29 protein-coding genes are annotated in these 24,967 nt (G+C 67.1%); 15 read left to right on the forward strand and 14 right to left on the reverse strand.

Annotated elements, in window-relative coordinates; genetic code table 11:
• Positions 1 to 86 precede the first annotated feature (86 nt).
• Positions 87 to 599, forward strand: a complete 513-nt coding sequence (gene fae, locus OWC43_RS03820; RefSeq protein ID WP_137828430.1) for a 5,6,7,8-tetrahydromethanopterin hydro-lyase — start codon at positions 87 to 89, stop codon at positions 597 to 599.
• Positions 600 to 903: 304 nt separating this feature from the next.
• On the opposite strand, the gene OWC43_RS03825 is transcribed toward fae, so the two are convergent.
• From OWC43_RS03825 to OWC43_RS03835, 3 genes are all read right to left on the reverse strand, one after another.
• Positions 904 to 2,034, reverse strand: a complete 1,131-nt coding sequence (locus OWC43_RS03825; protein ID WP_393955764.1) for an FAD-dependent oxidoreductase — start codon at positions 2,032 to 2,034, stop codon at positions 904 to 906.
• Between the two features lie 523 nt (positions 2,035 to 2,557).
• Positions 2,558 to 2,959: a tautomerase gene (locus OWC43_RS03830; RefSeq protein WP_393955765.1), complete on the reverse strand. Its 402-nt coding sequence runs from the start codon at positions 2,957 to 2,959 to the stop codon at positions 2,558 to 2,560.
• A 15-nt stretch (positions 2,960 to 2,974) separates the two neighbouring features.
• Positions 2,975 to 3,784, reverse strand: a complete 810-nt coding sequence (locus OWC43_RS03835; protein WP_393955766.1) for an SDR family NAD(P)-dependent oxidoreductase — start codon at positions 3,782 to 3,784, stop codon at positions 2,975 to 2,977.
• A 243-nt stretch (positions 3,785 to 4,027) separates the two neighbouring features.
• Between OWC43_RS03835 and OWC43_RS03840 the strand changes: the two genes are divergently transcribed.
• The 3 genes from OWC43_RS03840 (at position 4,028) to OWC43_RS03850 (ending at position 8,702) form a co-directional block, all read left to right on the forward strand.
• Entirely contained in the window at positions 4,028 to 4,981 is a 954-nt protein-coding gene (locus tag OWC43_RS03840) for a GlxA family transcriptional regulator (RefSeq protein ID WP_393958483.1), read from the forward strand.
• Between the two features lie 485 nt (positions 4,982 to 5,466).
• The gene (locus OWC43_RS03845; protein ID WP_393955767.1) at positions 5,467 to 6,702 is read left to right on the forward strand and encodes an HlyD family secretion protein; all 1,236 of its coding nucleotides are present in this window, start codon (positions 5,467 to 5,469) and stop codon (positions 6,700 to 6,702) included.
• Positions 6,684 to 8,702: a glycosyltransferase gene (locus OWC43_RS03850; protein ID WP_393955768.1), complete on the forward strand. Its 2,019-nt coding sequence runs from the start codon at positions 6,684 to 6,686 to the stop codon at positions 8,700 to 8,702. The genes OWC43_RS03845 and OWC43_RS03850 overlap by 19 nt, the downstream gene beginning before the upstream one ends.
• 25 nt (positions 8,703 to 8,727) lie before the next feature.
• Here OWC43_RS03850 and OWC43_RS03855 read toward each other — a convergent pair whose 3' ends face one another.
• The gene (locus OWC43_RS03855) at positions 8,728 to 9,429 is read right to left on the reverse strand and encodes a HisA/HisF-related TIM barrel protein (protein WP_393955769.1); all 702 of its coding nucleotides are present in this window, start codon (positions 9,427 to 9,429) and stop codon (positions 8,728 to 8,730) included.
• Between the two features lie 3 nt (positions 9,430 to 9,432).
• Here OWC43_RS03855 and OWC43_RS03860 point away from each other — a divergent pair, with 3 nt between their 5' ends.
• Together OWC43_RS03860 and OWC43_RS03865 are read left to right on the forward strand one after the other, a co-directional pair.
• Entirely contained in the window at positions 9,433 to 10,467 is a 1,035-nt protein-coding gene (locus tag OWC43_RS03860) for a hydantoinase/oxoprolinase family protein (protein ID WP_393955770.1), read from the forward strand.
• A gap of 53 nt (positions 10,468 to 10,520) precedes the next feature.
• Complete coding sequence (locus tag OWC43_RS03865; RefSeq protein ID WP_137828439.1) at positions 10,521 to 10,721, forward strand: hypothetical protein; 201 nt, start codon at positions 10,521 to 10,523, stop codon at positions 10,719 to 10,721.
• Between the two features lie 131 nt (positions 10,722 to 10,852).
• On the opposite strand, the gene OWC43_RS03870 is transcribed toward OWC43_RS03865, so the two are convergent.
• From OWC43_RS03870 to OWC43_RS03905, 8 genes are all read right to left on the reverse strand, one after another.
• A complete protein-coding gene (locus tag OWC43_RS03870; RefSeq protein WP_393958484.1) occupies positions 10,853 to 11,977 on the reverse strand; it encodes a beta-propeller fold lactonase family protein in 1,125 nt (374 codons plus the stop codon).
• A gap of 29 nt (positions 11,978 to 12,006) precedes the next feature.
• Positions 12,007 to 12,537 (reverse strand): SRPBCC family protein, encoded by a 531-nt coding sequence (locus OWC43_RS03875; protein ID WP_137828441.1) that lies wholly within the window; start codon positions 12,535 to 12,537, stop codon positions 12,007 to 12,009.
• A gap of 139 nt (positions 12,538 to 12,676) precedes the next feature.
• Positions 12,677 to 13,213, reverse strand: a complete 537-nt coding sequence (locus OWC43_RS03880; RefSeq protein WP_393955771.1) for an SRPBCC family protein — start codon at positions 13,211 to 13,213, stop codon at positions 12,677 to 12,679.
• 23 nt (positions 13,214 to 13,236) lie between these two features.
• Positions 13,237 to 13,833, reverse strand: coding sequence for a DUF447 domain-containing protein (locus OWC43_RS03885; RefSeq protein ID WP_137828443.1), 597 nt, complete (start codon positions 13,831 to 13,833; stop codon positions 13,237 to 13,239).
• 9 nt (positions 13,834 to 13,842) lie between these two features.
• Entirely contained in the window at positions 13,843 to 15,426 is a 1,584-nt protein-coding gene (locus OWC43_RS03890; protein ID WP_393955772.1) for a DUF6513 domain-containing protein, read from the reverse strand.
• On the reverse strand, positions 15,423 to 15,980 hold the full coding sequence (locus OWC43_RS03895; protein ID WP_393955773.1) for a uridylate kinase: 558 nt from the start codon (positions 15,978 to 15,980) through the stop codon (positions 15,423 to 15,425). The genes OWC43_RS03890 and OWC43_RS03895 overlap by 4 nt, the downstream gene beginning before the upstream one ends.
• A 77-nt stretch (positions 15,981 to 16,057) precedes the next feature.
• The gene (locus OWC43_RS03900) at positions 16,058 to 16,771 is read right to left on the reverse strand and encodes a (5-formylfuran-3-yl)methyl phosphate synthase (RefSeq protein WP_393958485.1); all 714 of its coding nucleotides are present in this window, start codon (positions 16,769 to 16,771) and stop codon (positions 16,058 to 16,060) included.
• Between the two features lie 111 nt (positions 16,772 to 16,882).
• Entirely contained in the window at positions 16,883 to 17,341 is a 459-nt protein-coding gene (locus OWC43_RS03905) for a DUF3280 domain-containing protein (RefSeq protein ID WP_393955774.1), read from the reverse strand.
• A 277-nt stretch (positions 17,342 to 17,618) separates the two neighbouring features.
• On the opposite strand from OWC43_RS03905, the gene OWC43_RS03910 reads away from it, so the two are divergent.
• The 9 genes from OWC43_RS03910 to OWC43_RS03950 all read left to right on the forward strand — a co-directional run bounded on the left by OWC43_RS03910 (position 17,619) and on the right by OWC43_RS03950 (position 23,636).
• The gene (locus OWC43_RS03910; protein WP_393955775.1) at positions 17,619 to 18,863 is read left to right on the forward strand and encodes an ABC transporter substrate-binding protein; all 1,245 of its coding nucleotides are present in this window, start codon (positions 17,619 to 17,621) and stop codon (positions 18,861 to 18,863) included.
• 69 nt (positions 18,864 to 18,932) lie between these two features.
• Complete coding sequence (locus tag OWC43_RS03915; RefSeq protein ID WP_137828448.1) at positions 18,933 to 19,184, forward strand: DUF1902 domain-containing protein; 252 nt, start codon at positions 18,933 to 18,935, stop codon at positions 19,182 to 19,184.
• A gap of 27 nt (positions 19,185 to 19,211) precedes the next feature.
• The gene (locus tag OWC43_RS03920; protein ID WP_393955776.1) at positions 19,212 to 19,382 is read left to right on the forward strand and encodes a type II toxin-antitoxin system HicA family toxin; all 171 of its coding nucleotides are present in this window, start codon (positions 19,212 to 19,214) and stop codon (positions 19,380 to 19,382) included.
• A gap of 161 nt (positions 19,383 to 19,543) precedes the next feature.
• Entirely contained in the window at positions 19,544 to 20,530 is a 987-nt protein-coding gene (locus OWC43_RS03925; RefSeq protein ID WP_137828449.1) for a YVTN family beta-propeller repeat protein, read from the forward strand.
• A gap of 43 nt (positions 20,531 to 20,573) precedes the next feature.
• Positions 20,574 to 21,008, forward strand: a complete 435-nt coding sequence (locus OWC43_RS03930) for a hypothetical protein (protein WP_393955777.1) — start codon at positions 20,574 to 20,576, stop codon at positions 21,006 to 21,008.
• 60 nt (positions 21,009 to 21,068) lie between these two features.
• Positions 21,069 to 21,383: a hypothetical protein gene (locus tag OWC43_RS03935; protein ID WP_393955778.1), complete on the forward strand. Its 315-nt coding sequence runs from the start codon at positions 21,069 to 21,071 to the stop codon at positions 21,381 to 21,383.
• Positions 21,380 to 22,129 (forward strand): ABC transporter ATP-binding protein, encoded by a 750-nt coding sequence (locus OWC43_RS03940; RefSeq protein WP_137828451.1) that lies wholly within the window; start codon positions 21,380 to 21,382, stop codon positions 22,127 to 22,129. Before OWC43_RS03935 ends, OWC43_RS03940 begins: the two co-directional genes overlap by 4 nt.
• Positions 22,126 to 23,007 (forward strand): ABC transporter permease, encoded by an 882-nt coding sequence (locus OWC43_RS03945; protein WP_393955779.1) that lies wholly within the window; start codon positions 22,126 to 22,128, stop codon positions 23,005 to 23,007. Before OWC43_RS03940 ends, OWC43_RS03945 begins: the two co-directional genes overlap by 4 nt.
• An 8-nt stretch (positions 23,008 to 23,015) precedes the next feature.
• Positions 23,016 to 23,636 (forward strand): hypothetical protein, encoded by a 621-nt coding sequence (locus OWC43_RS03950; protein ID WP_393955780.1) that lies wholly within the window; start codon positions 23,016 to 23,018, stop codon positions 23,634 to 23,636.
• Positions 23,637 to 23,723: 87 nt separating this feature from the next.
• On the opposite strand, the gene OWC43_RS03955 is transcribed toward OWC43_RS03950, so the two are convergent.
• Positions 23,724 to 24,059, reverse strand: coding sequence for a hypothetical protein (locus tag OWC43_RS03955; RefSeq protein ID WP_137828454.1), 336 nt, complete (start codon positions 24,057 to 24,059; stop codon positions 23,724 to 23,726).
• A gap of 146 nt (positions 24,060 to 24,205) precedes the next feature.
• Positions 24,206 to 24,826, reverse strand: coding sequence for a helix-turn-helix domain-containing protein (locus OWC43_RS03960; RefSeq protein WP_393955781.1), 621 nt, complete (start codon positions 24,824 to 24,826; stop codon positions 24,206 to 24,208).
• Positions 24,827 to 24,967: the final 141 nt, after the last annotated feature.

The raw sequence follows: 24,967 nt of genomic DNA on the forward strand, positions 1-24,967 counted from the left end.
TGCCGGGCGCCGCGAACAAGGATGGCTTCCGGCCCCGCCTCCTCTCAGGGCGGGCCTTTTTTCAGGAATGCAGGGAGAGACCCCGAATGGCAAAGATCAACAAGCTTCAGGTCGGTGAGGCCCTCGTCGGCGACGGCAACGAGGTCGCCCACATCGATCTCATCATCGGCCCGCGCGGCTCGGCCGCCGAGACGGCCTTCGCGAACGGCCTGATCAACAACAAGCACGGCTTCACCAGCCTGCTCGCCGTGATCGCGCCGAACCTGCCGTGCAAGCCGAACACGCTGATGTTCAACAAGGTCACCATCAACGACGCCCGTCAGGCCGTCCAGATGTTCGGCCCGGCCCAGCACGGCGTCGCCATGGCGGTGCAGGATGCGGTCGCCGAAGGCATCATCCCGGCGGATGAGGCTGACGACGTGTTCGTGCTCGTCGGCGTGTTCATCCACTGGGAAGCGGCCGACGACGCCAAGATCCAGAAGTACAACTACGAGGCCACCAAGCTCTCGATCCAGCGCGCCGTGAACGGCGAGCCGAAGGCTTCGGCCGTGACCGAGCAGCGCAAGTCGGCGACCCACCCCTTCGCCGCCAACGCTTAGATCGGACACAGTCCTGGGCAGAGCGAGCCTCCGCCCGCACCGCGGGGCCTGCTCCAGCGACTGGCTTCGATCTTCCTCGGACGTTGATGGATTGGGACGGCTTCGGCCGTCCCTTTCTTTTTGTGCGGTGAGCCGCGGGCGCCTCATCGGTCTGCCGGCCTCCGACTTTCGGCCGTCCGCGAGGCTTCGTCGGGCCCCGTCCGCAGCGAGCGGCGCAGGGTGGCACCCGTGACGTGGAGCCCGCGCAGCAGACCCTCCTTCGCCTGGCTGGACGCGGGACGGGCTGTAAGCCCAAAGCGGATACTCATGCCGGTCCCGGCCCGAACATCGCGACGACGCTGTGCGGTGCGTCGACCCCGAAGAACCGGGTGAGGTTCTGCGCTGATATCGCCGCGATCGCGGCGCTGCGGGGGAACAGCTCGCGCTCGTATGCGCGGAGCGCCGTATCGAGATCGTCGGGTGTCGCGACGATGGCTCTGGCGAGATCCGCTCCGTCGTAGAGCGCGAGATTCGCCCCCTCGCCGGCGAACGGCGACATCAAGTGCGCCGCGTCGCCCAGCAGGGTCAGGCCCGGAACATGCTCCCAGCAGTGACCGACCGGTAGCGCGTGGATCGGGCGAAGGACGGGCGCGACGTCGGTGGTCGTGATGAGGGCGGTCAGGTGTGGCGCCCAGCCGGAGAACTCCGTCGCGACACGGGCCAGGAAGGCCTTCCCATCACGGACGGGGATGGCGTCGAACCAGGGTTCAGGCCTGTCCAGTGCCGTGTAGGTTTGTAGGGCTCCGTCCGCATGCCTGTGAACCAGAATGCCCTGACCCGGCGCCACAGCCATGAGCGTGCCAACGTCGACCGCATCCGCGCTGGCCTTGAGGCGTGTCACGCCGTGATGGATTCGTGTCTCGACGAACGAGACGCCCGAATAGGCGGGCAAGGCCGCTGAGAGCCGGGGGCGCACCTTCGACCACGCGCCGTCTGCGCCCACGAGAAGGTCGGCTGTGACCGTCGCGCCGTTCGTGAAGGTCACGGCGTGCTGCCCATCGCCGCATCCCATGACCGCGACGGCTCGATGGTCCCACCGGATCGTCCCCTTGGGAAGTGAGGCGATGAGCAACCGGCGCAGATCGCCGCGATCGATTTCGGGCCGAGCACCGGCCGCGTCGCCAAGCCTTTCGCAGAGAGTGGTTCCACGCGCATCGACGACGCGCTTGGCGTCTTCGCCGGGTCGCACGAGGCGGAGGAACGCGTCGTGGAGTCCAGCGTCCCGCAAGGCGACCTGTCCGGTCCGCTCGTGGATGTCGAGCAGGCCGCCCTGGGCCCTCGCATCGGCCGATGGCTCGGCCTCATAGATTGTTGCCGTGATCCCGTGGAGGTGAAGGATCCGGGCGAGGACGAGGCCGCCGAGGCCAGCGCCGAGGATCAGGATTGCGTGTCGCATGGCTGCGCTCCTGCGACCGTACGCGATCAGCACCGCTCAGTGCCGAGCACCACGGTTGCCCGAGATCGTCGGGCGGTTGCTTTCGGAGACGCTGGTCAAACCACCTGAACGGCGTGGATGACGTGTATTCGACCGCCTCGGGGCGGCCGTTTTTCGCGACATCGCCGAGGTTACCCCCGGCCCCCCGTTTCGGCAACGGCCCGGCTCACGGCAGCCGAAGAGCACCGGATTCAGCGCTGAGCAGTCCGTCACGCGATCAGGTCGATCAGCGCATGACGGTCGCGTCGAAACTCATCACCGTGACCGCGAGAAGGATGGCTTTCGATTTTGTTCGGTCCTGTGAAATGGCCCGTGCGCGCTCCCGCACTCGACGGAAGACGGGCGATGGGGCCGTCGGGTTTCCATTCGGCAGAAGCTTTCCGGGAACGTGGAAGCTCCCGGTTCTCGCATGCCTATCCACCCGCACCCGTTCCCTAGAAGCGAGACAATTCCGCGAGGAGGCCACAGGCCGAGGCCGATGCGATCATGAACGGGGCGCGTCTTCGCTCGCGTTCCATTCGTCGCTCAGTCCACCCAGCAAGGGGTGATACATCTCGTCCCCCGCGTGCTGCGTGAACTCGAGATTGAGATTGTCGTCGCCAAAACCGAGAATGTCCCGGCAGGCTTCGAGCAGCAGGCGGGCCAGTTCTGCGCGCTGCTCCGCCGGGCGCCCCCGGCGGATGTCACACATCAACAGGCCGGCCGGCCGAAGCTCGTCCCGGCTGCAGCGCCAGATCCCGTCCTCGCCCAGCACCCGGATCGCGACCGTCACCCGGTTGACGTCGGCCTGCATCTCCCGCGCGTAAATATCGCCGAGGCGCTTGGCCAAACGCCGCTTGGCGTCGGACGAGCATGCGAAGGGGGTGTCGAGCTGGAGGTACGGCATCGTTTGCGTTCCGCGTCAGGCAGCGCTGGCTGGGGTGAGGCCGTAGCGGCGCGACGGCTTGGCGTTGTTGAATTTCGGGCTGATGGAACGTCGACCTTCCTCCCAGCGCTCCCAATCCTCGATGTCCTGCAGGCCCGGGATGGTGACGCGTTCGCCCTGATTGAGGCCCGCGAGCGCCGCATCCACCAGATCGGCGGCCGACATCGTGATTGATGAGGTCTTCTGGGCCGCATAGCCGGCCACGTCCCAGAACTCGGTCGCCGTCGCGCCGGGCAGCACGGTCTGAACGCGCACGCCTTTGTCAGCCAGATCCCTCTGCAACGTGTGGCCGAAGCTGAGCACGAAGGACTTCGAAGCGCTGTAGACGCCGTTCAGCATCTCGACCGCGACGCCGACGACGGACGAGATGTTGATGATCGTACCCGCGCCGCGCGACGCGAAGGCCGGAGCGACCGCGTAGGTGAGCCGGGTGAGCGCGGTGATATTGAGGAAGATCATCGCCTCCATCGCGTCGATGTCCGCCTTGAGGATCGAGGCGACGGAGCCGATGCCGGCGTTGTTGACCAGCATGGTGATGCTCGAATCGTCGCGCAGGCGCGCTTCGAGCCGAGCGAGATCCTCCTTGCGACCGAGATCGGCCTTGAATGGCTCGACCTTCCGCCCCGTTTCCCGGGTCAGACGATCGGCCAAGGCGCGGAGGCGCTCCTCATTGCGGGCGACCAGCACGAGGTCATAGCCACGTCTCGCCAGGCGATCGGCATAGATCGCGCCGATGCCCGCCGAGGCGCCGGTGATCACCGCGACGCCCCTGTTCTGCTCACTCATCGCTTCTCTCCGTGTATCCGTTGATCCGATCAGCCCTGGGTGCAGGCGCGCCGAGGGGCAAAGGTCGCCGTTGCGCCATCGCCGGATGCCGGTCGCGCCGCTCTGGGCCGTGCGACCGGACATCGTCGATCATCCGCCTTCCCCCGTTCTGGCTGGGACCAGCCTCCGATGAGTGCAGGCTATCTTTGACCCATCATGACGCAAATGTCATATATGCGTCGTTTTCAGACGTATGGGGTCAGCATGCAGCGCGTCGGCTTCGTCATCTTCCCCGGCCTCTCGATCATGGGGCTGGCGGCCGTGCCCGCCTTCGAGCTCGCCAACTTGGCCGATGAGCAGACGCCCTACGACATCCGCTTCATCTCGGAGCACGGCGGGCCGGTCCGCACCTCCGCCGGCATGAGCGTGGAGACCGAGCCCTTCGGCGAAGCGGCGTTCGATACCCTGGTCGTCGGCGGGGGCACGTCCGTCCTTCCCTCCACGCCGGGGCTGCTCTCGCTGATCCGAGAAGCGGCGCCGCGGGCGCGACGCGTGACCGCGATCTGCACCGGATCCTTCGTCCTCGGCGAAGCCGGTCTCCTCGCAGGCCGCCGTGTGACGACGCATTGGATGCATGCCCGCGAGCTGCAGGCGCAGTGTCCGGACAGCACGGTGGACATGGACCGCATCTTCATCAACGACGGGCCGATCTGGACCTCGGCCGGCATGAGCGCCGGCATCGACCTAGCGCTGGCCCTGATCGAGGACGATCTGGGCCACGACGTCGCCCAGGCGATCGCCAAGAAGCTCGTGCTCTACCACCGTCGCGCGGGGGGGCAGTCGCAGTTCTCGGCCCTGCTCGATCTCGAACCGAAATCGGACCGCATCCAGTCCGCCCTGACTTACGCCAAACGAAACCTGCACAAGCCGCTGACGGTCGAGGAGTTGGCGGGCGCGGCGCATCTGAGCCCTCGGCAGTTCAGCCGCGTGTTCCACGCTGAAACTGGCCAATCGCCGGCCAAGGCGATCGAGAACCTGCGCGTCGAGGCTGCGCGGGTGATGATGGAGAGCAGTCGGCATCCGATCGACGTCGTTGCCGATCAGACGGGATTCGCCGATCGCAATCGGATGCGGCGCGCGTTCTTGCGCGCCTTCGGGCAACCGCCCCAGGTGATCCGCCGCAATGCCCGCGGGGCGTTGGCATCCACCGAGCCGTAATACCGTCGCCGAGAAACTCGTTTGCAAAAATCCATCGCATTGGGGTGAGGCTCGGAGCGGACATTCGCCGCGAGCCTGCCGAACGTCCGCAACCGATCCCTGAGCCGTCCGTCGCGCGATCAATTCGATCGGCTTTCGCCGATCGGGTTGGAACCTCATGACCTTAGACCGCCCGCAGGTCGTCTTTCACTTCCGCGCGGAACAGCGGAACGTCGACGTTCCGGCACGCGCAGCGTGCCCTTGCCTGCGTACGGGCCGCCGGCCCGAACGCGCCATGGCGGGGCTTGCCGTGATCCTCGGTGGACTACCCCCCACGTCGGCAGCCGAGCCGCCGTTAAGAAACATGCAACCATTGTGCGAGCCAAAGGATACCAACCGGTGCGTTGAAGGTTTACGCGAATGCATGTCAAGAATCTCATCCCACCTGCTCGGGCGAATAGCCTGAGCTGACAGGACGCTGCGGAACTGTATGAGGATGATGTGGCATGTTCTGGAACACGCGTATTGTCCGCATTCTTGTTGGGCTGGCGCTTCTAGCTATCGCTATCCTCGTGATGCTGCCGGGCCTGACCGGCTATACGAGTCTCGACGGCACCGTGAACGCGCGCTTCGCGGTGGTGTCGGCGCCGATCGAGGGGGTCGTGTCCGATACGCCACCGAAGGTCGGGACGGCCCTGAGCGAGGATTCCGAACTCTTCCAGATCAGCAATGATCGCATCGCCCGCACGACCGAAGCGCAGCTCGATGCCGATCTCGGCGCTGCGCGCGAGCGCCTGAAGGCCCTCGAAGCGCAGTTAGGATTGCTCGCTTCCCTCAAGGCGGAACTTGCCGCGCGGCTCGGTGACTATCAAAAGGCAAGTCTGCAAAGTATTCAGCAGGAAATCATCATCCGCCAGCAGCGGATCAGCACGGCACAGGCCAACCGCGTCTCGGCAGAGGCCGATCTCAGTCGCAAGCAGACACTGGGTGTCTCCGGAGTGGTCGCCAACAGCTCGGTCGAGGCTGCTCGGGCCGCGGCCATCGCCTCGGGCAATGAGGGAACGATCGCGAAGGCCGAACTCGACCGTCTGCATCAGCAGCTCGATGCCTTGAAGCGCGGGACCTTCGTCGGCGAGGGGCGCAACGACGTGCCTTACTCGCAGCAGCGCGGCGATGAAGTCACGATCCAGCTCGCCAATGTCGAGGCCCAGGCCAAGATCGAGCGGGCCCGCGTCCAGCTTCTGGAACGGCAGCTCATGATCGAGCGCAGCCGGAACGATCGATTGTCGAGTGCGTCCATCCGCCTTCCGTTCCGCGGCGTGATTTGGCGCAACAACGTCGTGGGCGGATCGAATGTCGTGGTCGGCAACGAGCTGATGCGTCTGCTCGACTGCCGTGACCTCTTCGTCGACATCCTGCTCGACGAGGTCGATTACGATGAGATCACGCCCGGCGATCCGGCGGAGGTGCGCCTGCTCGGCACCTCGGAGGTGATCGCGGGACGGGTGATCTCCGTCCGGGGATCTAGCGCGGCGGTCGAGGAAGTGACGCTTGCGGCCATGCCGCCGAAGAGCCGGGGCAAGAACGCCCGCATCCGGGTCACCCTCGACCAGAACCCGATGCACACCGACTACGAGAACTTCTGCCATGTCGGGCGCACCGTGCAGGTTCGGTTCGCGCGATCGGCTGCAGCGCTGCCTCTCGTCAATTGGGTGAAGAGCCTGTGGTTCAGTATCTCCTAGAATTGGAGCTCGGACCGATGGCTCCGACCCTGGTGGTCGCAGCCGTCTTTCTCGTCTTCATCACGAACTGGCCGCGGCAGCGAAGTTGGTCCCGCGCGATCGCCTGCGCCTTCGTGCTCGCGGTGGCCATTCGGTATCTCCTCTGGCGGTTCTTCTACACCGTGCTGCCGCATCCGGCCGACGGGAGCTTCGCGTTCATCTGGACCTGGACCGTGTTCTGCGTGGAACTCGGTGCCTTCGCCGACATCCTGCTCTTCCTCGTCGTGATGAGCCGTTCCGTCGACCGGAGCGCCGAGGCGAACCGCCGAGAGAAGAGTTTTTTCGCGCGCCCGACGGAGGAGTTGCCGACGGTCGACGTCTTCATCCCGACCTACAATGAGCCGCTCGACGTGCTGGAGCGGACGATCATCGGCGCTCTCGCGCTCGACTATCCGCGGGACAAGTTCACGGTCTACGTCCTCGACGACAAGCGGCGCGATTGGCTCAAGACGTATTGCGAGGAAAAGGGCGCCATCCACGTCACAAGGCCGGACAATTCCCACGCTAAAGCCGGCAATATGAATAATGGTCTGAAGGTGTCGTCGGGTGATTTCATCGCGATCTTCGACGCCGACTTCGTGCCGTACCGCAATTTTCTGCGCCGCACGCTGCCCTTCTTCACCGATCCAACGATCGGGATCGTTCAGACCCCGCAGCACTTCTTCAACAAGGATCCGGTCCAGTCGAACCTCTCGCTCGAGAAGGTCTGGCCCGACGAGCAACGGCTGTTCTTCGACGAGATGGCGGCGAGCCGCGACGCCTGGGATGTAAGCTTCTGCTGCGGCTCCTGCTCGATCGCCCGCCGTGCGGCCCTGGATGTGATCGGGGGCTTCCCGCACGACTCGATCACCGAGGATCTGCTCACGACCCTCGCCATGCTGAACCGGGGATACAAGACCCGTTACCTGAACGAGCGCCTTTCGATGGGCCTCGCCGCGGAAAATCTGAAGGGATATTTCGTCCAGCGGGGCCGCTGGTGCCGCGGCGGCATCCAGACGATCTATCTGCATAACGGGCCGCTGCGTGGACCGGGCCTGACCCTGTTTCAGCGGGTGATGTTCCTGCCGCTGTCATGGCTGATGCAATATACGACGCGGTTCATCATTCTCGTGGTTCCGGCGGTCTATCTCTGGACTGGCGCCGCACCCCTCTTCTTCACCGGCACGCAGGACATCGTCTCGTATCAATTGCCCGTCGTCGCGGCCTACTTTCTTCTGGTGGGCTGGCTGACCCCGACCCGCTATCTGCCCCTGGTGTCGAGCGCCGTGGGCACCTTCGCGACGTTCCGCATGCTGCCCGTGGTGGTCTCCAGCGTGATCAAGCCCTTCGGTGTGCCGTTCCGCGTCACGCCGAAAGGCTCCGGCAACGAGGAGAATGCCTTCGACGCCTATACCTTCTTCTCGATCGCCTTCTGGATCGCCGTCACCGCCCTCGGCCTCGTCATCAACATCGTGCCCGAATGGTCGCGCATCGGCGACAGCGAGTTCTCGCTCGTCTCGGCCTACTGGGCCGCGCTCAATATTCTTGTCCTCCTGGTCGCGGCGCTGATCTGTTTCGAGAAGTCGCGCCCGCTTCTCGACAGTTTCGCAACCGACGAGCCGGCGCGGATCGTCGCCTCCGAACAGGCTCTCTCCGCCCGGATCGTCAGCCTTTCGCTCGATCGGGGTGTCGCGGCGTTCCCGATCGACCCCGGCCTGCGCAAGGGCGACCGGATCTGGATCGAGATGGAGCGGTTTTCGCATCTCGAAGCCAAGGTCGAAGGCATGGCGCCCGGCACGCGTCGCAGGTCGGCCTGCATCAGGTTCTCCTACGCGCTCGGAGGGGCCTGCCGCGATGCGATGATCGTCCGGCTCTATACAGGCCAGTACTCGCAGGACATCGACGGCATCGACAAGTCGGCGATTTTCGGGGGCCTTTGGAGCCGCCTTTTCGGACGCTCCCGTTCCTACGATCCGGCCTGAATTGCGATCCGTTCAGAGCAGGCCTTCATCGCAGCGTACCGTCATGGATGGCTGAGGCCACCAGGGCACCTGCAGCGTCGGCTTCCGTCAGGCGCGCCACATCCTGCGGCCCGCGCACGCCGCCCGCCGCGAAGATCGATCGGTCTCCCGCCCGGTCCACCGCCTGCGCGATCCGAGTGAGATCCGGGCCGGTGCCGGTGCCGACGCGGGCCAGCGTCATCACGATGACCTCATCGGGCCACGCGCCGGCATCTTCGTGCAGCCCGTCCGGCCCCAGCCGCTCGTCGCCCCGGCTGTCGAGGGAGAGGACGGCGCGGTTGCCCAGCATCCGCACGAGGCTTTCGTCGCGCTGGCTCTCGCTGCCGATCACCGGCCGGCCGAGCCCCATGCCGAGGAACCGCTCGACCCCGTTCGCGTCGGCAAATCCGGCATCGACCCACAGCCCGACGCCGGGACAGGCACGGGCGACGGCCTCCAGACTGGCCCGGTCGGGCGCCGTGCCATCCATGATCGCGTCGAGGTCGGCCACGTAGAGCGTGTCAGCGGCCACCGCGTCGAGAAGGCCGCGGGCGATGTCGGCCGGAGCCGAACCCCTGGCCAAGGGGGTGACGATCGGGGCATAGGCATCGCGCTCGCCCGCACGGGCGCGCACCACCACGCCGCGGCGCAGGTCGATCACCGGTACGAGCCGGAACGGCGCCGCCCGAGCCTTGAGAGCGTGAGACATCGCGTGAACCGGACCAAGAGCAGGATCGTCGGGTGGGATCTCGGCGGGGTGCATGTCAAGGCAGCACTCGTCGAAGATGGCCGCGTGATCGAGGCGGTGCAGGCGGCTTGCCCGCTCTGGCGCGGCGTTCCGGCCCTGGACAAGACGTTCTCGGAATTGCCCGAGTGGGCGCGGGGCGAGGCCGACCACGCCGTCACCATGACGGGCGAACTGACCGATTGCTTCGCGGACCGTGCCGACGGTGTCCGGAAGCTCTCGGACTGGGCCGCCGCGACGCTGACAGGCCGTGTGCGCATCTATGCCGGCAGCGCCGGCTTCGTTTCGCCCGCGAATGCGGGGGACGTTTCGGACAGGATCGCCTCCGCCAATTGGCACGCCACCGCCGCCCTCGTCGGTCGCTGCCGGCCCGAGGCCCTTCTCGTCGATATCGGCTCGACCACCGCCGACCTGATCCCGATCGTCGGCGGGAATCCGGCCGCCACGGGCTACAGCGATGCCGAGCGACTGGAGACGGGCGAACTCGTCTATACCGGCGTCGTGCGGACCCCGATCCTGGCCTTCGCGACCCACGCCCCCTGGCGTGGCCGGCGCACCGCCCTGATGGCCGAGACCTTCGCCACGGCTGCCGACATTCACCGCCTGACCGGCGACCTGCCCGACGGCGCCGACCAGCAGCACAGCGCCGATCTCAAGGGCAAATCGCTCGCCGAGACCGAGACCCGCCTCGCCCGCATGGTCGGCCGGGATCGGGGGGAGGGCAGCGCGCAGGAATGGCGGGCGCTCGCCGCATGGTTCGCCGAGGCGCAGTTGCGCCCCCTGCACGATGCGGCGTCGGTGCTGCTGTCCCGGCCGGATGTGCCGCCGAATACGCCCCTCGTCGTCTGCGGCGCCGGCCGATTCCTCGCCGAGCGCTTGGCTCGCCGGCTCGGACGGGAATCGCTTCCGCTGACCGACCTCATCGCCGAAAGAATTCCCCCGTCGGGACGCGAATGGGTGTCGACCTGCGGGCCGGCCGTGGCCGTGGGGTTGATCGCGTGAGGAACGGCGCCCGTCCCGCGCGTTACCGGAACTGAAATGAGGAGAGGGGAAGAATGAGCGCAGCCCAGAAACTCACCCGTATCCTGGCGACCCGGACCGGGCCGGATGTCGAGTTGGCCTTCGTCACCGAGGACGGCCGCACCACCCGGGTTCTGGTCAGCGAAGATCAGGTCGACCGGCTCGTGGACGAGTTGGAGGACATCCTCAACTCACCCGCAGAGGGCGATTCCGGCGAGCCGCCGGCGGCGGCCTGAGCGCCGTTTCCTCGCGCTCGTGATCGAGCGGTCTCCCGCTCACACTCTTCCAGGGATGCGCCGCGGAAGCGGAGCCCTCCTTCGAGGCCGCTTCCCGGCCTCTCAGGATGAGGGGATTGAACGGGTGGGGCCTACCTCAAGAAATCCCCGAACGCGCGCGGGCCGTCGCCGGTCTCGATCGTGCCCGTGATCTTGAGGCTCGACGGGTCGATCAGGCTCAAGCTGTTGTCGCCCCAATTGGCGACGACGATCACCGTTCCGTCGCGCGTCGCGGCGATTCCCTCCGGATGGTCGCCGACATCAATCGTGCCGAGCTTCGTCATCGTGGCGGCGTCGAACGCCGTCACGGTGTTCGAATACTGGTCGGTGACGAAGCCGCGCTGTCCGGCGAAGGCGATGACGTAGGGGCGCTGGCCCGTCTTGACCCGGCCGGTCTCACGGCCGGCGGCGATGTCGATTGCCGACACGTCGTCGGACAGGACGTTGGCGGTAAAGGCGCGGGTGGCGTCGGGCGAGAGCGTCAGGCCGAACGGGTGTGTGCCCACCGCGATGCGCCGCCTCTCCGTCCGCGAGGCCACGTCGATCACCGAGACCGAGTCGGATTCGCGGTTGGCCACCAGCAGCGTCGCCCCGTCCGGAGCCACGGCGATGCCGGAGGGCGACTTACCGGTGGCGATCTCGCCATCGAGCGTCAAGCCGTCCTCGGTCGCGCGCAGGGCGAACACCCGCTCGCCGAACCAATCGGCGACGTAGACTTCGCCCGATACGGGATTCACGCCGATGCCGAGGGGGCCGCCGGGCAGGCCCAGTTCGGAGACGACCTTTCGGGCGGCGAGGTCGATCACCGTGACGCCGTGCCCCTCCGGCCGCGTGATGTAGGCGCGGGTCCGGTCAGGCGAGAGCGCGATGCCGGCCGGGGCGCCCGCGACGGGAATCGATTGCAGGATTTTCTTGGTGGCGAGATCCACGATCTCCACCGCGTTGCCGAGCTGCGCCGTGACGATGGCTTCCTGGGCCGGGGCAGGGGTGGCCGCGAACAGAAGCAGGCACAGGCCGAACCAGCGCGCAATCGCCGCCCTGCTGCGAAGCGGGGTACCCCCGGGATGCGCAGGCGAGGGGAGCACCGGTGCCGCTTGGCCAGCCTCGACCCTTATCCCCGGGACGCCGGGTTCTCCCTTGCCCGACATCCCCCGAGGGGCACCCTTCCCCGCAAGGAGGGAAGGGGAGGGGCGGCACGCCTGTCCGATCACGACCATCGAGCGCGCCGCCTGCATCATCGAAGACCCTACGAACCCTTCTCGGCCTTGTTCTTCACGTTCTCGAGGCTCGCCTTGTAGAGACCGCTGACGGCGCTCTTGGCAGCCTCGTCGTTGAGGTCCGGCGGCGGATCGTTGTTCATGTAGCCGCGATAGAAGGCGCCGCGCCAAGTCAGCTTGGTCTTGTCGCCGTTGCCCTCGACCTCGACGGTGGAGGAGTAGTCGTTCACCGGGAGGGTCTTCGGATCGACCTTGGTGATCCGGTACATGAAGGTCTTCTTCTCGGCGTCGTACTTGGCGAGCTCTTCCTCGACCGTGGCGCCGCCCTTGAGCGTCAGCGTACGGGTCGCCTTGACCTCGTTGCCGCCCTTGCCCTCGGTCTTCTCCACCGGCGGAATCCAGCTGCCGTCCTGGAAGTTGCCGACGATCTGCCAGACCTTGTCGGCGGGGGCGTTGATCTCGATCGATTCCGAGACCTTCTGGCGGGTCGGGCCGTGGGCCTGGGCCGCGAAGGTCACCGTCGCCAAAGCCGCGACCGCGGCGAGCGTCCTGAACTGCATCGTCTCTTCTCCTCCCCTGCGCCACGGTTGGCGGCGCGTCCTCGACGTGTCACCCCACACATTGCCCGCCGCAACGGCTTAGCCAGGGGTCGGCGCAGGCCATCACAGCGAATTTTGTGCAGGCGTGTCGGGCAGCCCCTCAGGAACCGCCCTTCTCAAGCCGCGCCTTGAGATTTTCCAGGCTGGCGTGAATCCAGTCCCGCACCGCCTTCTCCGAGTTCTCGTCGTTGAGGGCGGGCGGGGGATCGTTGTTGGGGTAGCCGCGATAGAAGGCGGCCTTCCACTCGACGCGCGCCGCCCCCTCGCCCTCGGGCACGACCGAGAGGGTCGCCGAGTAATCGTTGGCCGGCAGGTCCGCGACGTCGTTCTGAGTGAGGTAATAGGCGAAGCTGCGCGCTTGCGCATCGAGCTTGCGGGTTTCCTCGACGAGGGCATGCCCGTTGTCGAGCGTCAGACGGTAGGTGGGCTTGGCCGCATCGGCCACGCGCTCGGCCCCCGTGACATGCGCGATCCAAGTGGCGTCCGCGGGGTTGCCGACCACGGTCCAGACCTTGTCGGCGGGCGCCGCGATCGTCACGCTCTCGACCACCTTGCGGCGGGTCGGCGCGTGCTGGGCATCGGCGGCGGTGGCCGTGGCGGCGAGCGCGGCGGCGGCGAGGAGGAGGGTTCGCATCATCGTGGAAAGCATCTCCTGCCCCATCAGGCGGGGCGGCCCACATCCTTGAGAACCCGTTCGCTGCGCCCGAGGGCGGCGGCGACCTTGTCCTCAATCCAGTCCCAGGCCTCGCGCTCGGCGGGGCCGGCCGTCTTCTCGATGGCGATGGCGTGGTAGGCCATCTCCGTCAGAACCTTCTCGGGTTCCAGCATGTGGAGCCGCGTCGAGAGGATGGCGGCCTCGATCACGGCTGCCTGCGCCCGATTATAGCCGATGAACGGCACGTGGCTCTGCGCGTGGACCATACGGCCCCGGTAGCGCGGGCGGGTCTCGTCCTCCGCGATGGAGGCGACCTCGAACTCGGCATGGCCGAAGCAATCCGCGAGGCGTTTGCCGGGGATCCTGTCGCAATCCACCACCGGCCAGTCGCGGCGGCCGGTGACGATGCCCGCGATCACCCGCACGTCGCTCGGTGCGGAGGCGCAGAAATAGGGGCGTTCGGCGAGGTTCGTGATGGTCGGCGAGGGGCGGAACGGCGCGAGCACGAAATCCTCGCCGTCGCGGATCAGGCCGAACGGCACGAGGTGCATGGCGCCTTCGGCCGAAAGGGTGGTGACGACGGTCTCGAGGATCAGCGGCATGGCCGGCTCCTAACCCCGCTCCTCGTCCGGCACCAGCCGTCCGCAGACGATGCGCCCGCCGCGCGGTTCGCTGAGTGCGTCGCGCGCCGCGTCCGAACCCGTACCGGTCTCGATCTCGGGCGCCTGCGCGTCGCGCTCCGGCGGGATCGCCGCCGCCTGCGCGGCTTCCGGCGCCGCGGGGCCGCTGTGGCGCGTATGGGCCGCGTTGCCCCCCTTGGTCGGCCCGGCCTGCTTGAAGGCCGTGGTGTCCTCCTGGGCGCGATCGGCGGCGCAGCCCCAGTCGAGCGGCTCGTCCTGGACGTAGCGCTTGCCCAGGCGAAACGCCGTCTCGGCCTTGGTCAGTTCACCCCCGAGATAGAAGGCATGGGCGCCGTCGCTCTCCACGCCCAGATCGGGGAAGAACGCCATCGCGTCGGTGCCGGTCTTGTGGATGTCGCGATTGAAGACGTGGATGCCGTCCTCGGCCACGGCGATGCGGTAGTTGGGATCACGCACATCCGCCGCCTGCGCCGCGATCTCGTCGGGCGTCTGCACGAAGGGGCGCTTGTCGTGAAGGGCCAGGAGCTCCCGGCCGTAGCCCTTCGGCAGGGCGGCGTCGGCCTTGGCCGCGTACATGATCCGGCGAGCCGCGTCGTGCTCCTCGACGGTACGGCGGGTATGGTTGGAGACCTGCACGATCAGCACGTTGCGGATCGCCAGCTCCGAGCACATCCCCACCAGCAGGGCCGTGACGCCGAGGCTGTCGGCCTCGGTGAGTTCGGTCAGGTTGCCGGTGCCCATCATCATCTCGATGTCGGGCCAGCGGGCGCGGGTGTCGCGGTAGCGGGCGATCGAATCGACGAAGCCGAAATGGATCGGCTCCAGGATCGGATCCGCCAGGAAGGGCTTGCCCGCCTTCACCATCCGCTCGATCGCGCGATCGAGCGAGGGCAGATCATCGGGACGCATCGGCACGAGGACGGGCACGGCGTCGGTCTCGAAGGCGAGGTCGAGCGTCTCCTCGTTGAGACTCAGCAGGTAATCGGCCCCGGCCTTCGCCCCACGAGTCAGCTCGTCCAGCGAGAAGGAATCGACGCTGACGGTCAGACCGGCGGCCTTCAGACCGCGGACGCTCTCCTCGAGATGGGGAAAGGCGGTGTCGGGCAGGCCTCCGAGATCGATCACGTCGGCGCCCTTGCGGGCCAGTTCCACGCCCTTCGCGACGATCTGCGCGGGCGTCATCTTCGAGGCATCGACGATCTCGGAGAAGATGCGCAACTCGTGGCGGGAGAGGTCCACCTTGCGGGCGGTGAGACCGAGATAGGCCGGCAGATCGACCACCTCGTCCGGCCCCCGCTCCACCGGCAGGCCGAAATGGAGGCTCAGCGCTTCCGGGTTCGCCCGGCAGCGTCCGGGCAGGACGATGCGGGTCGCCCCGTCGGGCATCCGGACGCGGCGCTTGATGATCTCTTCCGTCATCAACGCGGCGACCTTCACGCCGGCATCGGCGATGGACCAGACGTAGCGCTCCGGCGGCAAGGTCGCGGCGACCTTTTCGAGGCGGGCATGGGCCAGCTTGCCGGTGATGAAGACGAGATGTTCGGGCGCGCTCATGCGGCCTGTCCCAGGGCGGAGGGGCCGCGCACCACGATCTCGCCGGCAAAGGCCGCGGCGAAGCGCGGGAAGGCGGCGTCCACCACACCGGCGGCGGCAAGCTCCGCCGCATCGGTGGCGATCACGGGCGCGGATTTCTCCAGGATGCAGCGGCTGGCGCCGAGCCGGCTTGCGAGCCAGAGCGCCAAGCTGTCGGACGTGACCTCCCAACTCTCGGGGATTTCCGGGAAACCCACCTTCAGCGCGGCCGGGTCCCAGACGATGGAGCGACCCTCCCTGAGGGCCTGCGTGAGATCCTCAAGGCGGACCGTGGCGGTCAGGCGCGGTTCGAGACTGCAGAAGATCTCGGCCATGCGGCCCATGGCGTCGAGGGCGAGACGATGGGCGAGGGCGTCGTCGAAGCCGAGGGCGGCCTGAGATGCACGCACCGCGTCGGCGAAGGGGCCACCGCCAGGGACGACCGCGACGGGGCCCTCGACCACGCACGCGGCGAGGACGGCGCGCAGGCGCTCGCGATCCGAGACCAGGCTGCCGCCGATCTTGACGACGCACACCCCCCCTCCAGCGTCGCGCGCCGGGGCATCGGCGGAGGGAGCCGAACGGGAGAGGGAGGATCGGGCGGCGTGCATCGTCAGGCGGCGTCGGCGCGGCGCAGCACCCGCACAGCCGCGACGGCTTCGGCGATGCGGGTCTCGTCCAGTCCCTGCCGCCGGTCGTCGGCACGGCAGAGGCCGCCGCGGAAGCCGAGATAGTCCGGACCAAGACCCGCAAGGGCCGGGATGTCGGCGCGCCGCAGGGAGCCGGCGAGGCCGCTGATCAGTCCGAAGGACCGACAGGCGGCGACGAAGGCGGAGAGGTTCGAGGCGGACAGTAGATCGCGAAGGCCGATGCCGTGCTTGCCCCGCGTATCGATCATGGCACCGGAGAAGCCCGCCGCCGCGAGCCGTGCCGGGAGATCGGGCAGGTCGAGCGCATCCTCGGCGAACACGACGCCGATCAGGCGGCCCGGAGCCGCGTCGGCAGCCTCGGCCAGTTTGTTGTCATGTGCCACGCCGACCGCGATCTTGATCCAGCGCGGCCCCGCCTGCGCCATCGCGGCAACGGCGCTCGCAAGGTCGGTACCGGTGCCATCGCCGGCCACCGCACTGGTGACCGCCCGACCGGCGATCGCCTCGACGATCGCCCGCACCGTGGCGACCGGCAGGGCGCCGAGCGCGCCGCGCTCCGGGTCCTTGGCATCGATCAGATCGGCGCCGGCCTGCAACGCAAGGCGCGCCTCCGCGACGTCGCGGACGCTGACGAGGATGGACGCGCGTTCGGGCTTCAAGGTCTGAGACACGGGAATGCTTAAACGCTCGGACAGGGCGCCTGTGCAAGCCCCGCTGGGGATGGCCCTGTCATCGTCCGGCGCACGGCACCGCTGCGGCGGCAACGGATCTTGGAGAGGCGGCAGAGGTCAGGAGCGGGGAGGGAGCGGTTCCGCCAACAGGCGATTCTTCACGATCCAACGCATGGCGTGGGACCAGTCGTCGTCGGTATTGGCCCTGATCACCACCTGGCCCTGACGCAGCACTTTCCCACTCTCGGCTTCGCTGATGGTGACGACGAGACTGAACAACTGGTTGGCACCCTTGTCGGCGAACGCCGTCACGGCGAGCTCGGCACCGAGTGCCTTCGCGATCGGCCCGGTGCAGCCGTTGCATTTGTAGAGCGGACTCTCCTTGCGGATTTCCTCCGCCTGAGGCGCGAGATCGACGCTCTGGATTCCGGCTTTCTCGGTGAGCTGGTCCTTCAGCACATCCGTGACGAGGCCGAGCCGTTTCTGATCGGCCGGCAGGTTCTTGCGGCCATAGGCCAGGGTCGGATCGTTCATTTCCGCTGGGAAGATCGCGGCCTTGCGCGCCTCGTCCGCCATGGCTGTCCCGCCGAATACCGGCAACAGCGCGAGCGCCGCCAGGGCATGACGGCGGAAGGCCGGGTGGGCGCGCGGTCTCATGGGGCGAAGCCTCGACGAAGTGTCGCGGCCAGGACTGCCGCGGGATGAAATATCTCGGGCGTTCGGTGAATTTGGCAACGGCGGACCCAAGAGTTGCCCGCGCTGCGGATCGTCCCCCCGAAGGGTCATGTCTTAGAAAAATCTTATGTTTTCGCCGTTGAGGCGGGCGGTCCAATGTTGCTAGCGTGGTGCCCGCATGCGCGTTTTCCCATCCTACCTCCTCGCCCTCGCGTTCTTCGCGGGAATCCCGGCCGCCGCGGCGCAGGAGCCGAAGGCGGCCACCGGCGAGCCGTCGCCCGGCACGCCGAATGCCCAGGCGGCCCAGCCCGGCGGGAGCGATACGCATATCGCGATGATCTATCGCCCGGTGCCGTCCCCATCCTCCTACGACGCGGAGGCCGAGCCCGAGGATCTCGGCGTCGCCGGGGCCCGGATGGCGGTGAAGGACAACAACACCACCGGCCGCTTCACCAAGCAGACCTACACCCTCGACGAGGTCGCGCTCGAACCCGGTCAGGACGCCGTCGCGGCGGCGAAGGAACTGGCCGCCAAGGGGGTCAAGTACTTCGCCCTCACCCTGCCGGCCGACGAGGTGCTGGCGGTGGCCGACGCCCTCAAGGATCAGGATATCGTGATCCTCAATGCCGGCGCTCCGGACGATCGCCTGCGCGGTGCCGATTGCCGGGCGAACGTGTTCCACACCCTCCCCAGCCGCGCCATGCAGACCGACGCGCTGGCGCAGTACATGACGCTGATGCGCTGGCGGAAGATTTTCCTGATTATCGGTCCGACCGAGCGCGATAAGGCCTATGCCGAGGCGCTGAAGAATTCGGCCAGGAAGTTCGGCCTCAAGATCACCGCGGAGAAGCCCTGGACCTTCGGGCCGCTGGCCAAGGCGCGGGGCGACACGCCGACCCGCGCCGAGGCGATGGTGTTCACCCGCGGCCTCGATTACGACATGGCGATCGTCGCCGACGAGGAGGGCGATTGGGGCGACTACGTCCCGTTCCGCACCGTCGATCCCCGCCCCGTCGCCGGCACCCAGGGGCTGATCGCCACGACCTGGCACCCGACGCTCGAGACCTGGGGCGCGGCCCAGGCGCAGAACCGCTTCCGCCGCCAGACCGGCCGGTTGATGAAACCCCTCGATTACCAGGCCTGGGCCGCGGTGCGCACGGTCGGCGAAGCGGCGACGCAGAAGAAGTCGACCGAAGTCGGGGTGATCCGCCCCTATCTGACGACGCCCGAATTCTCGCTGCCGGCCTACAAGGGCGTCTCGCTCACCTACCGTCCGTGGGATCACCAGCTGCGCCAGCCGGTGATCGTGGTGCAGCCCAAGGCCATGGTCTCGGTGGCGCCCGAGCAGGGCTTCATCCACCAGCGCACGCCGCTCGACACGCTCGGCACCGACGAGCCGGAGACGACGTGCAAGCTGAAGTGAGCGCGACGCTTGCGGCGCGCCGCACGGGGTCCTACCGTCCGGGCATCGCTTTTTTAGGCGGGCAATTCCATGCAGGCTCCGGCTCAGCTCACCGTCACGGTGCATCACGACGAGGCGGCCCAGCTCTGGTACGTCCATGCCTCGGAACTGCCCGGCCTTCATGCCGAGGCGTCGACACTCGATGCCCTGGTGGCGATCATCGAGGATGTCGCCCCCGACCTCATCGAAACGAACTTGTCGCGGGGTGCCGACGGCGCCGCTCCGCCGACCGAGTTGCGGGTGCAGCACGTCTTCAGAGCGAAGCCTGCCCGCGCCGCATAGATGGGCGGCAACCTCTACCCCGAGCTCGTGCGTCTGCTTCGGGAGGCGGGATGCCTGTTCGTGCGGCCGGGCAAGGGCTCGCACGAGATTTGGTACAGCCCACGGACCAACCGCCGGTTCACGGTGCCTCGCAACACGGCCATGACGCACACGGCCAACGCCATCCTCAAGGATGCCGGGCTCGAAAAGGCGTTCTGATCAGAGCGCCCAGGATGCCCTTGCGGCAATCCACCGCCCGGTGTGGGACGGCGCGGACACCGATTTTCCGTTTGTGCCGCGCGCCCTAGATGGCCATGTCGCTTCAAGAGATGATTCGAACCAAGGCGCGGCCAAGCGCCGGAACGACAGGGAGGAAGCCGATGGTCGCTCGCTTCAGGGCGGGGATGGGTTTGGCGGTGCTTGCGGGCGCCTGGGTCGCCGGGGCTGAGGGCGCTCAGGCCTTCACCGCCTACGTCACCAACGAGAAGGCCAACACCGTCTCGGTGATCGATACCGCGACCATGGCGGTGACGGCGACGTGGAAGGTCGGACGCCGTCCTCGTGGCGTCACACTCTCGAAGGACGACAAGGAGTTGTTCGTCTGCGCCAGCGACGACGACCGCATCGACGTGCTCGACACTGCCACCGGCAAGGTGGTGCGCTCGCTGCGCTCCGGCCCCGATCCGGAGCAGTTCATCCTCGATCGCAGCGGCAATCCGCTCTACGTCGCCAACGAGGATGACAGCCAAGTCACGATCCTCGACATCGAGAAGAACAAGGTGCTCGCCGAAGTGCCGGTGGGCGTGGAACCGGAGGGAATGGGCCTGTCGCCGGATGGCAAGATCCTGGTCAACACGTCCGAAACCACCAACATGGCCCACTTCATCGACACCAAGACCTTCGAGGTGATCGACAACGTGTTGGTCGATGCCCGGCCCCGCTTCGCGGAGTTCTCCGGCGATGGAAAGATCCTCTGGGTCTCGGCCGAGGTCGGTGGCACGGTTTCGATCATCGATACCGGGACGCGCAAGGTCATCAAGAAGATCACCTTCAAGATTCCCGGCGTCACCGATGAGCAGATCCAGCCGGTCGGCGTGCGCCTGACGGCCGATGGCAGCAAGGCCTTCGTCGCCCTGGGCCCCGCCAACCGCGTAGCGGTGATCGATGCCAAGACCTACGAGGTGCAGAAATACCTGCCCGTGGGCCAGCGCGTGTGGCAGCTCGCCTTCACGCCGGACGAGAAGCAGCTCTTCACCACCAACGGCACGTCGAACGACGTGTCCGTAATCGATGTCGAAGCTTTGAAAGTGGTGAAAAGCATTCCCGTGGGCCTGCTGCCCTGGGGCGTGGCGATCTCGAAGAAGTGAGCCGGACAACAAGAAAAGACGTACGGCCCTAGGAGGAAACGACATGGCATGGACCACGCGCCTCGGCCTCGCCGCCGCGGCCCTAATGCTCGCCGCTGCCCCGGCCGGGGCCCTCGACCTGACCAAGAAGCGTCAGAATTTGCCAGACCTCGTCCTCGGCAACGAGGAGGGCAACGACTTCGTGGTGGAGAACAAGGACATCGAGCTGGAAGCCGGCAAGGCTTACCGCTTGCGGATCGTTGCCAAGGGTCGGCAGGAATACAAGTTCTACGCGCCGGAATTCTTCCGCTACATCTGGCTCAACCAGATCGTCATCGAGCACAAGGAGATCCATGGCGGCGGCCCACCCGATCACCTCGAATTCGACGATCCGGGCGAGATCGCCATCGAGTTCGTCGCGATCAAGCCCGGCGAGTACCGGTGGTACGCGCAAGGGCTCGAGGAGAAGGGGATGGCCGGCAAGATCTCGGTGAAGTGAGGGATGGTGCTCATGAACCCCGCAAGCCGGATACGCTGCGCCCCGCGCGCTGACATGCACGTGCAGAGTGTGCGATCGTCGTCGCCGCGCTCGGTCCTGGCCTCTCTGCCCGGTCGTCTTCTCCCCGCGACGGGGACGGCGGGCGCCTGGGCGGTCGCGGCGGTCCTTCTGACGACTCCCGCTCTCGCCGACGACAAGGCGGCCTGCAGCGCCGGGATTGCCGACATCAAGGCGAAGGTCGCGGCCCTCGCCCCCGACGCCGTCCCGCAGAAGCTCAAGAAGGCCCTCTGGGTCGCCGAGCGCGAGCAGGGCGAGGGCGAGTACGACGAGTGCGTCGAGGCGCTTGAAGACGCCAATCGGGCTTTGCCGCGATGAGCGCGGCTCTGGAGGTCGCGGGCGTCAGCCACCGCTTCGGCCAGCGCGCCGCGCTCTCCGATGTGTCGATCACCGTCGAGCGCGGGCACTTCATGGCGCTGCTCGGCCCCAACGGGGCGGGTAAGACCACCCTGTTCTCCGTGATCACCCGGCTCTACAACAACCAGGAGGGGCGGGTGTCGATCCTGGGCCATCCCCTCGATCGCGAGCCGTCGCGGGCGCTCGCGCGGTTGGGCGTGGTGTTCCAGGCCCGGACTTTGGACACCGATCTCACCGTCGCGCAGAACCTGCATTACCATGCGAGCCTGCACGGCATCGGCCGCAAGGCCGCCCGCGCCCGCATCGAGCAATTGCTCGCCCGCGTCGGTTTGTCGGAGCGTCGGGACGACAAGATCCGCACCTTGTCGGGCGGTCAGTCGCGCCGCATCGAGATCGCCCGCTCGCTGATCCACGAGCCGCGCCTCCTGCTCCTCGATGAGCCGACCGTCGGGCTCGATCTCGAATCCCGCGCCGACATCGTTGCCATCGTCCGCGCGCTGGTGCGCGAGGAGGAACTCTCGGTGCTGTGGGCAACCCATATCTTCGAAGAGATCTCCCCCGAGGACGATGCGGTCGTCCTCCACCGCGGTCGCATCGTCGCCCGCGGCAGGGCCGGGGAGATCGGTGCCCCGGGCGAAACCTTGGAAGCCGCCTTCCGACGGCTCGTGGCGGATCCGGGCAAGACCGCGGGAAAGGTGGCCGCATGACCGCGCCGTTGAACATTGCCGTCGCGGAAGGCGCCCGGCCGGTTCCCCATGCCGGTCGGCTCGACGCGGTCGGCTATCTGATCGCGCTCGGCGGCATCGTCCGTCGTGAACTTCTGCGCTTCTTCAATCAGAAGGAGCGCTTCTTCTCGGCGCTGGTACGCCCGCTCGTCTGGCTGTTCATTTTCGCGGCGGGCTTCCGCAACACCCTCGGCGTCTCGATCACGCCGCCCTACGAGACCTACGTGCTCTACGAGGTCTACGTGGTGCCGGGGCTGGCGGTGATGATCCAGCTGTTCAACGGCATGCAATCCTCGCTGTCGATGGTCTACGACCGCGAAGTCGGCTCGATGAAGGTGCTGCTGACCTCGCCTTATCCGCGCTGGATGCTGCTGCTCGCGAAGCTGATCGCCGGCGTCTGCGTCTCGATCGTCCAGGCCTACGCCTTCCTGGCGGTGGCATGGTTCTGGGAGACCGACATCCCGACCATCGGCTACCTCGCTGCGCTCCCCGCCTTTCTGGCGGCGGGCATGATGCTCGGGGCCATCGGCCTGTTCCTATCCTCGCTGGTGCGGCAATTGGAGAACTTCGCCAGCGTGATGAACTTCGTGATCTTCCCGATGTTCTTTGCCTCTTCCGCCCTATATCCGCTGTGGCGCATCCGGGAATCGAGCGACACGCTCTACTGGATCTGCCAGGCCAACCCGTTCACCCACGCCGTCGAGCTGGTGCGCTTTGCCCTGTACGGGAAGTTCGAGCCGCTCAGCTTCGCCGTCGTGATCGGCACCGGCCTCCTGTTCTTCACGCTCGCCGTGATCGCCTACGACCCGGGCCGCGGAATCATGGCCCGTCGCGGCGGACCGGCCGGCGAGACACCGTGAGAGGAAACATGCGCGCGACCCTTCCCCTGACCCTCCTGCTGGCACTGGCCGCCGGGCCGGCCCTGGCGCAGCCGAAACAGGATCCGGATTGGCCCTGCGCCCAGCGCCGGGTGCCGACGATCGGCTACGGTGCGGTCTGGACCGGCCCGGATCCGGCCGAGGCCGGTGATTGGGGCAGTGACCGCGAGGCGGCGCAACTCGCCCGCAAGCTGGCCTCCCGTCGGACAGAGCTGCGCGAGGCCGATAGCCTCATCGACGAATTCGTCGAGAAGGCCGATCCGGCGGAGAAGGGAAAGCGCCTGACCCGCGTCTTTGCCGGCGTCTTCGAGATCATCACCGGAGAGCGCAGCACGGTGATGAACGGGATCGTCCGCTACGCCCAGGGACAGCGCCGGCTGGCCGAGCGAATTCGCGACGAGGCCGACAAGGTCAGCGAACTGCGCGATGCGCCGGAGAACGACACCACGAAGGTCGCCTCGAAGGACGTCGCGGAACTGGAAACCAAGTTCAACTGGGATCGTCGCATCTTCGACGAGCGCAACCAATCGGTCTCCTATGTCTGCGAAGTGCCGACATTGCTGGAGCAGCGTCTCGGCGAGATCGCCAAGCGGATCCAGGCCAAGCTCTGACCCGTCATTCCCACCAAAGTCCCTCATCCGTCAAGGCTGCTGCGCAGCATCTCAGGACAAGGGTTGGGGTGGGACGACGCCTTTGATTCAAGGGCAGTAGCGCAGGGGACGACCGAACGGATCGTCGTATCCGGGACCGGGGCGGAAGCCGTAATAGCTCGGCTTCCCGAGGCCGTAGGCCGACCCGACATAGCTCGGGTCGTCCGGGGCATCGGTCGGCACCGGGGCGATCCGCGGAGCGCAGCCCGCGAGGCGTCGCGGCGAGGGCAGGCGCTCGACGATAGAATCGCCTTCCGCGCGCGGGAAGAAGCGCGGCGCCTGTGGGCCCGGCACCGTCTCGTAACGTTCGAGCAGATCGGCGGCAGAGGACGGCGTCGCGACGAGCGCGAGAAGGGCACAGGCCCAGAGCCGTCCACTCGTCATGACCGCCTTCCCGTGTAAGAACCCAGGAAGCCGTCGCAGTTTATGGTGAACGGTCCGTTACCGTGGCGCTTCCGGCGAGGCATCGCATACAGGCTGCCCGGCGGCATCCGCAATGACGAGACGGGAGCCGGGCCGAGCGGGTCTCCCTACCCCCGCGGATAGACGATGATCGACAGATAGGTGGACGGCGTCTTCAGGAGCTTTGCCGGCCCGTGCAGGCCGCTGGGGTCGAACATCAGCGCATCGCCGGGATGGAGATGATAGTCGAGACCGGAATGGTGATAGACCACCTCGCCGGTCAGCATGTAGATGAACTCAGTTCCGACATGGCGGAAGCTGGTATAGGCCTCCGCCTCTTTCTGAAGCGTGATGAGATAGGGCTCGACGACCACGTCGCCGCGGATGCCCGCCCCCAGCAATTCGTAGATGTGTCCGACCTTGGTGCCGCGCCGCTCGATCAGCACGCCCTGGCCGCGCTTCACGTGGGAGCAGTCGCGGGTTTCCTCGAACGCCGCGAACAGGGCCGTGATCGGAACGTTGAGCGCGGAGGCGATGGCGTTGATCGAGGCGAGCGAGGGCGAGATCGCCCCGTTCTCGATTTTCGAGATCATGCCCGGAGAGATGCCCGCCGCCGCTCCGAGATCGGCCACCGACAGGTCGCGCTCGCGCCGCAACACCCGCACCTGATGGCCGAGCGCCTTCTCGAGCGGACGCTCCTCGGCCACCGGAGCGTTCGAGGCGGTATTCAGTAGAGTTCCCGCAGTCACCGTGACTCGCTCCGGTCGGCACAGACCCAATATGGCGCGCGATGACTGAGGCTGCCAGTCGGAAGCCGGCGGCAGATCCGGCTTCGCGGGGGGAGTTTGGGGCCACGGGAAACGTCAGTTTCCCTTCAAGAAATTTTAGTT

The organism is Methylorubrum sp. POS3 (genome assembly GCF_043352485.1).
Lineage (GTDB): Bacteria > Pseudomonadota > Alphaproteobacteria > Rhizobiales > Beijerinckiaceae > Methylobacterium > Methylobacterium suomiense.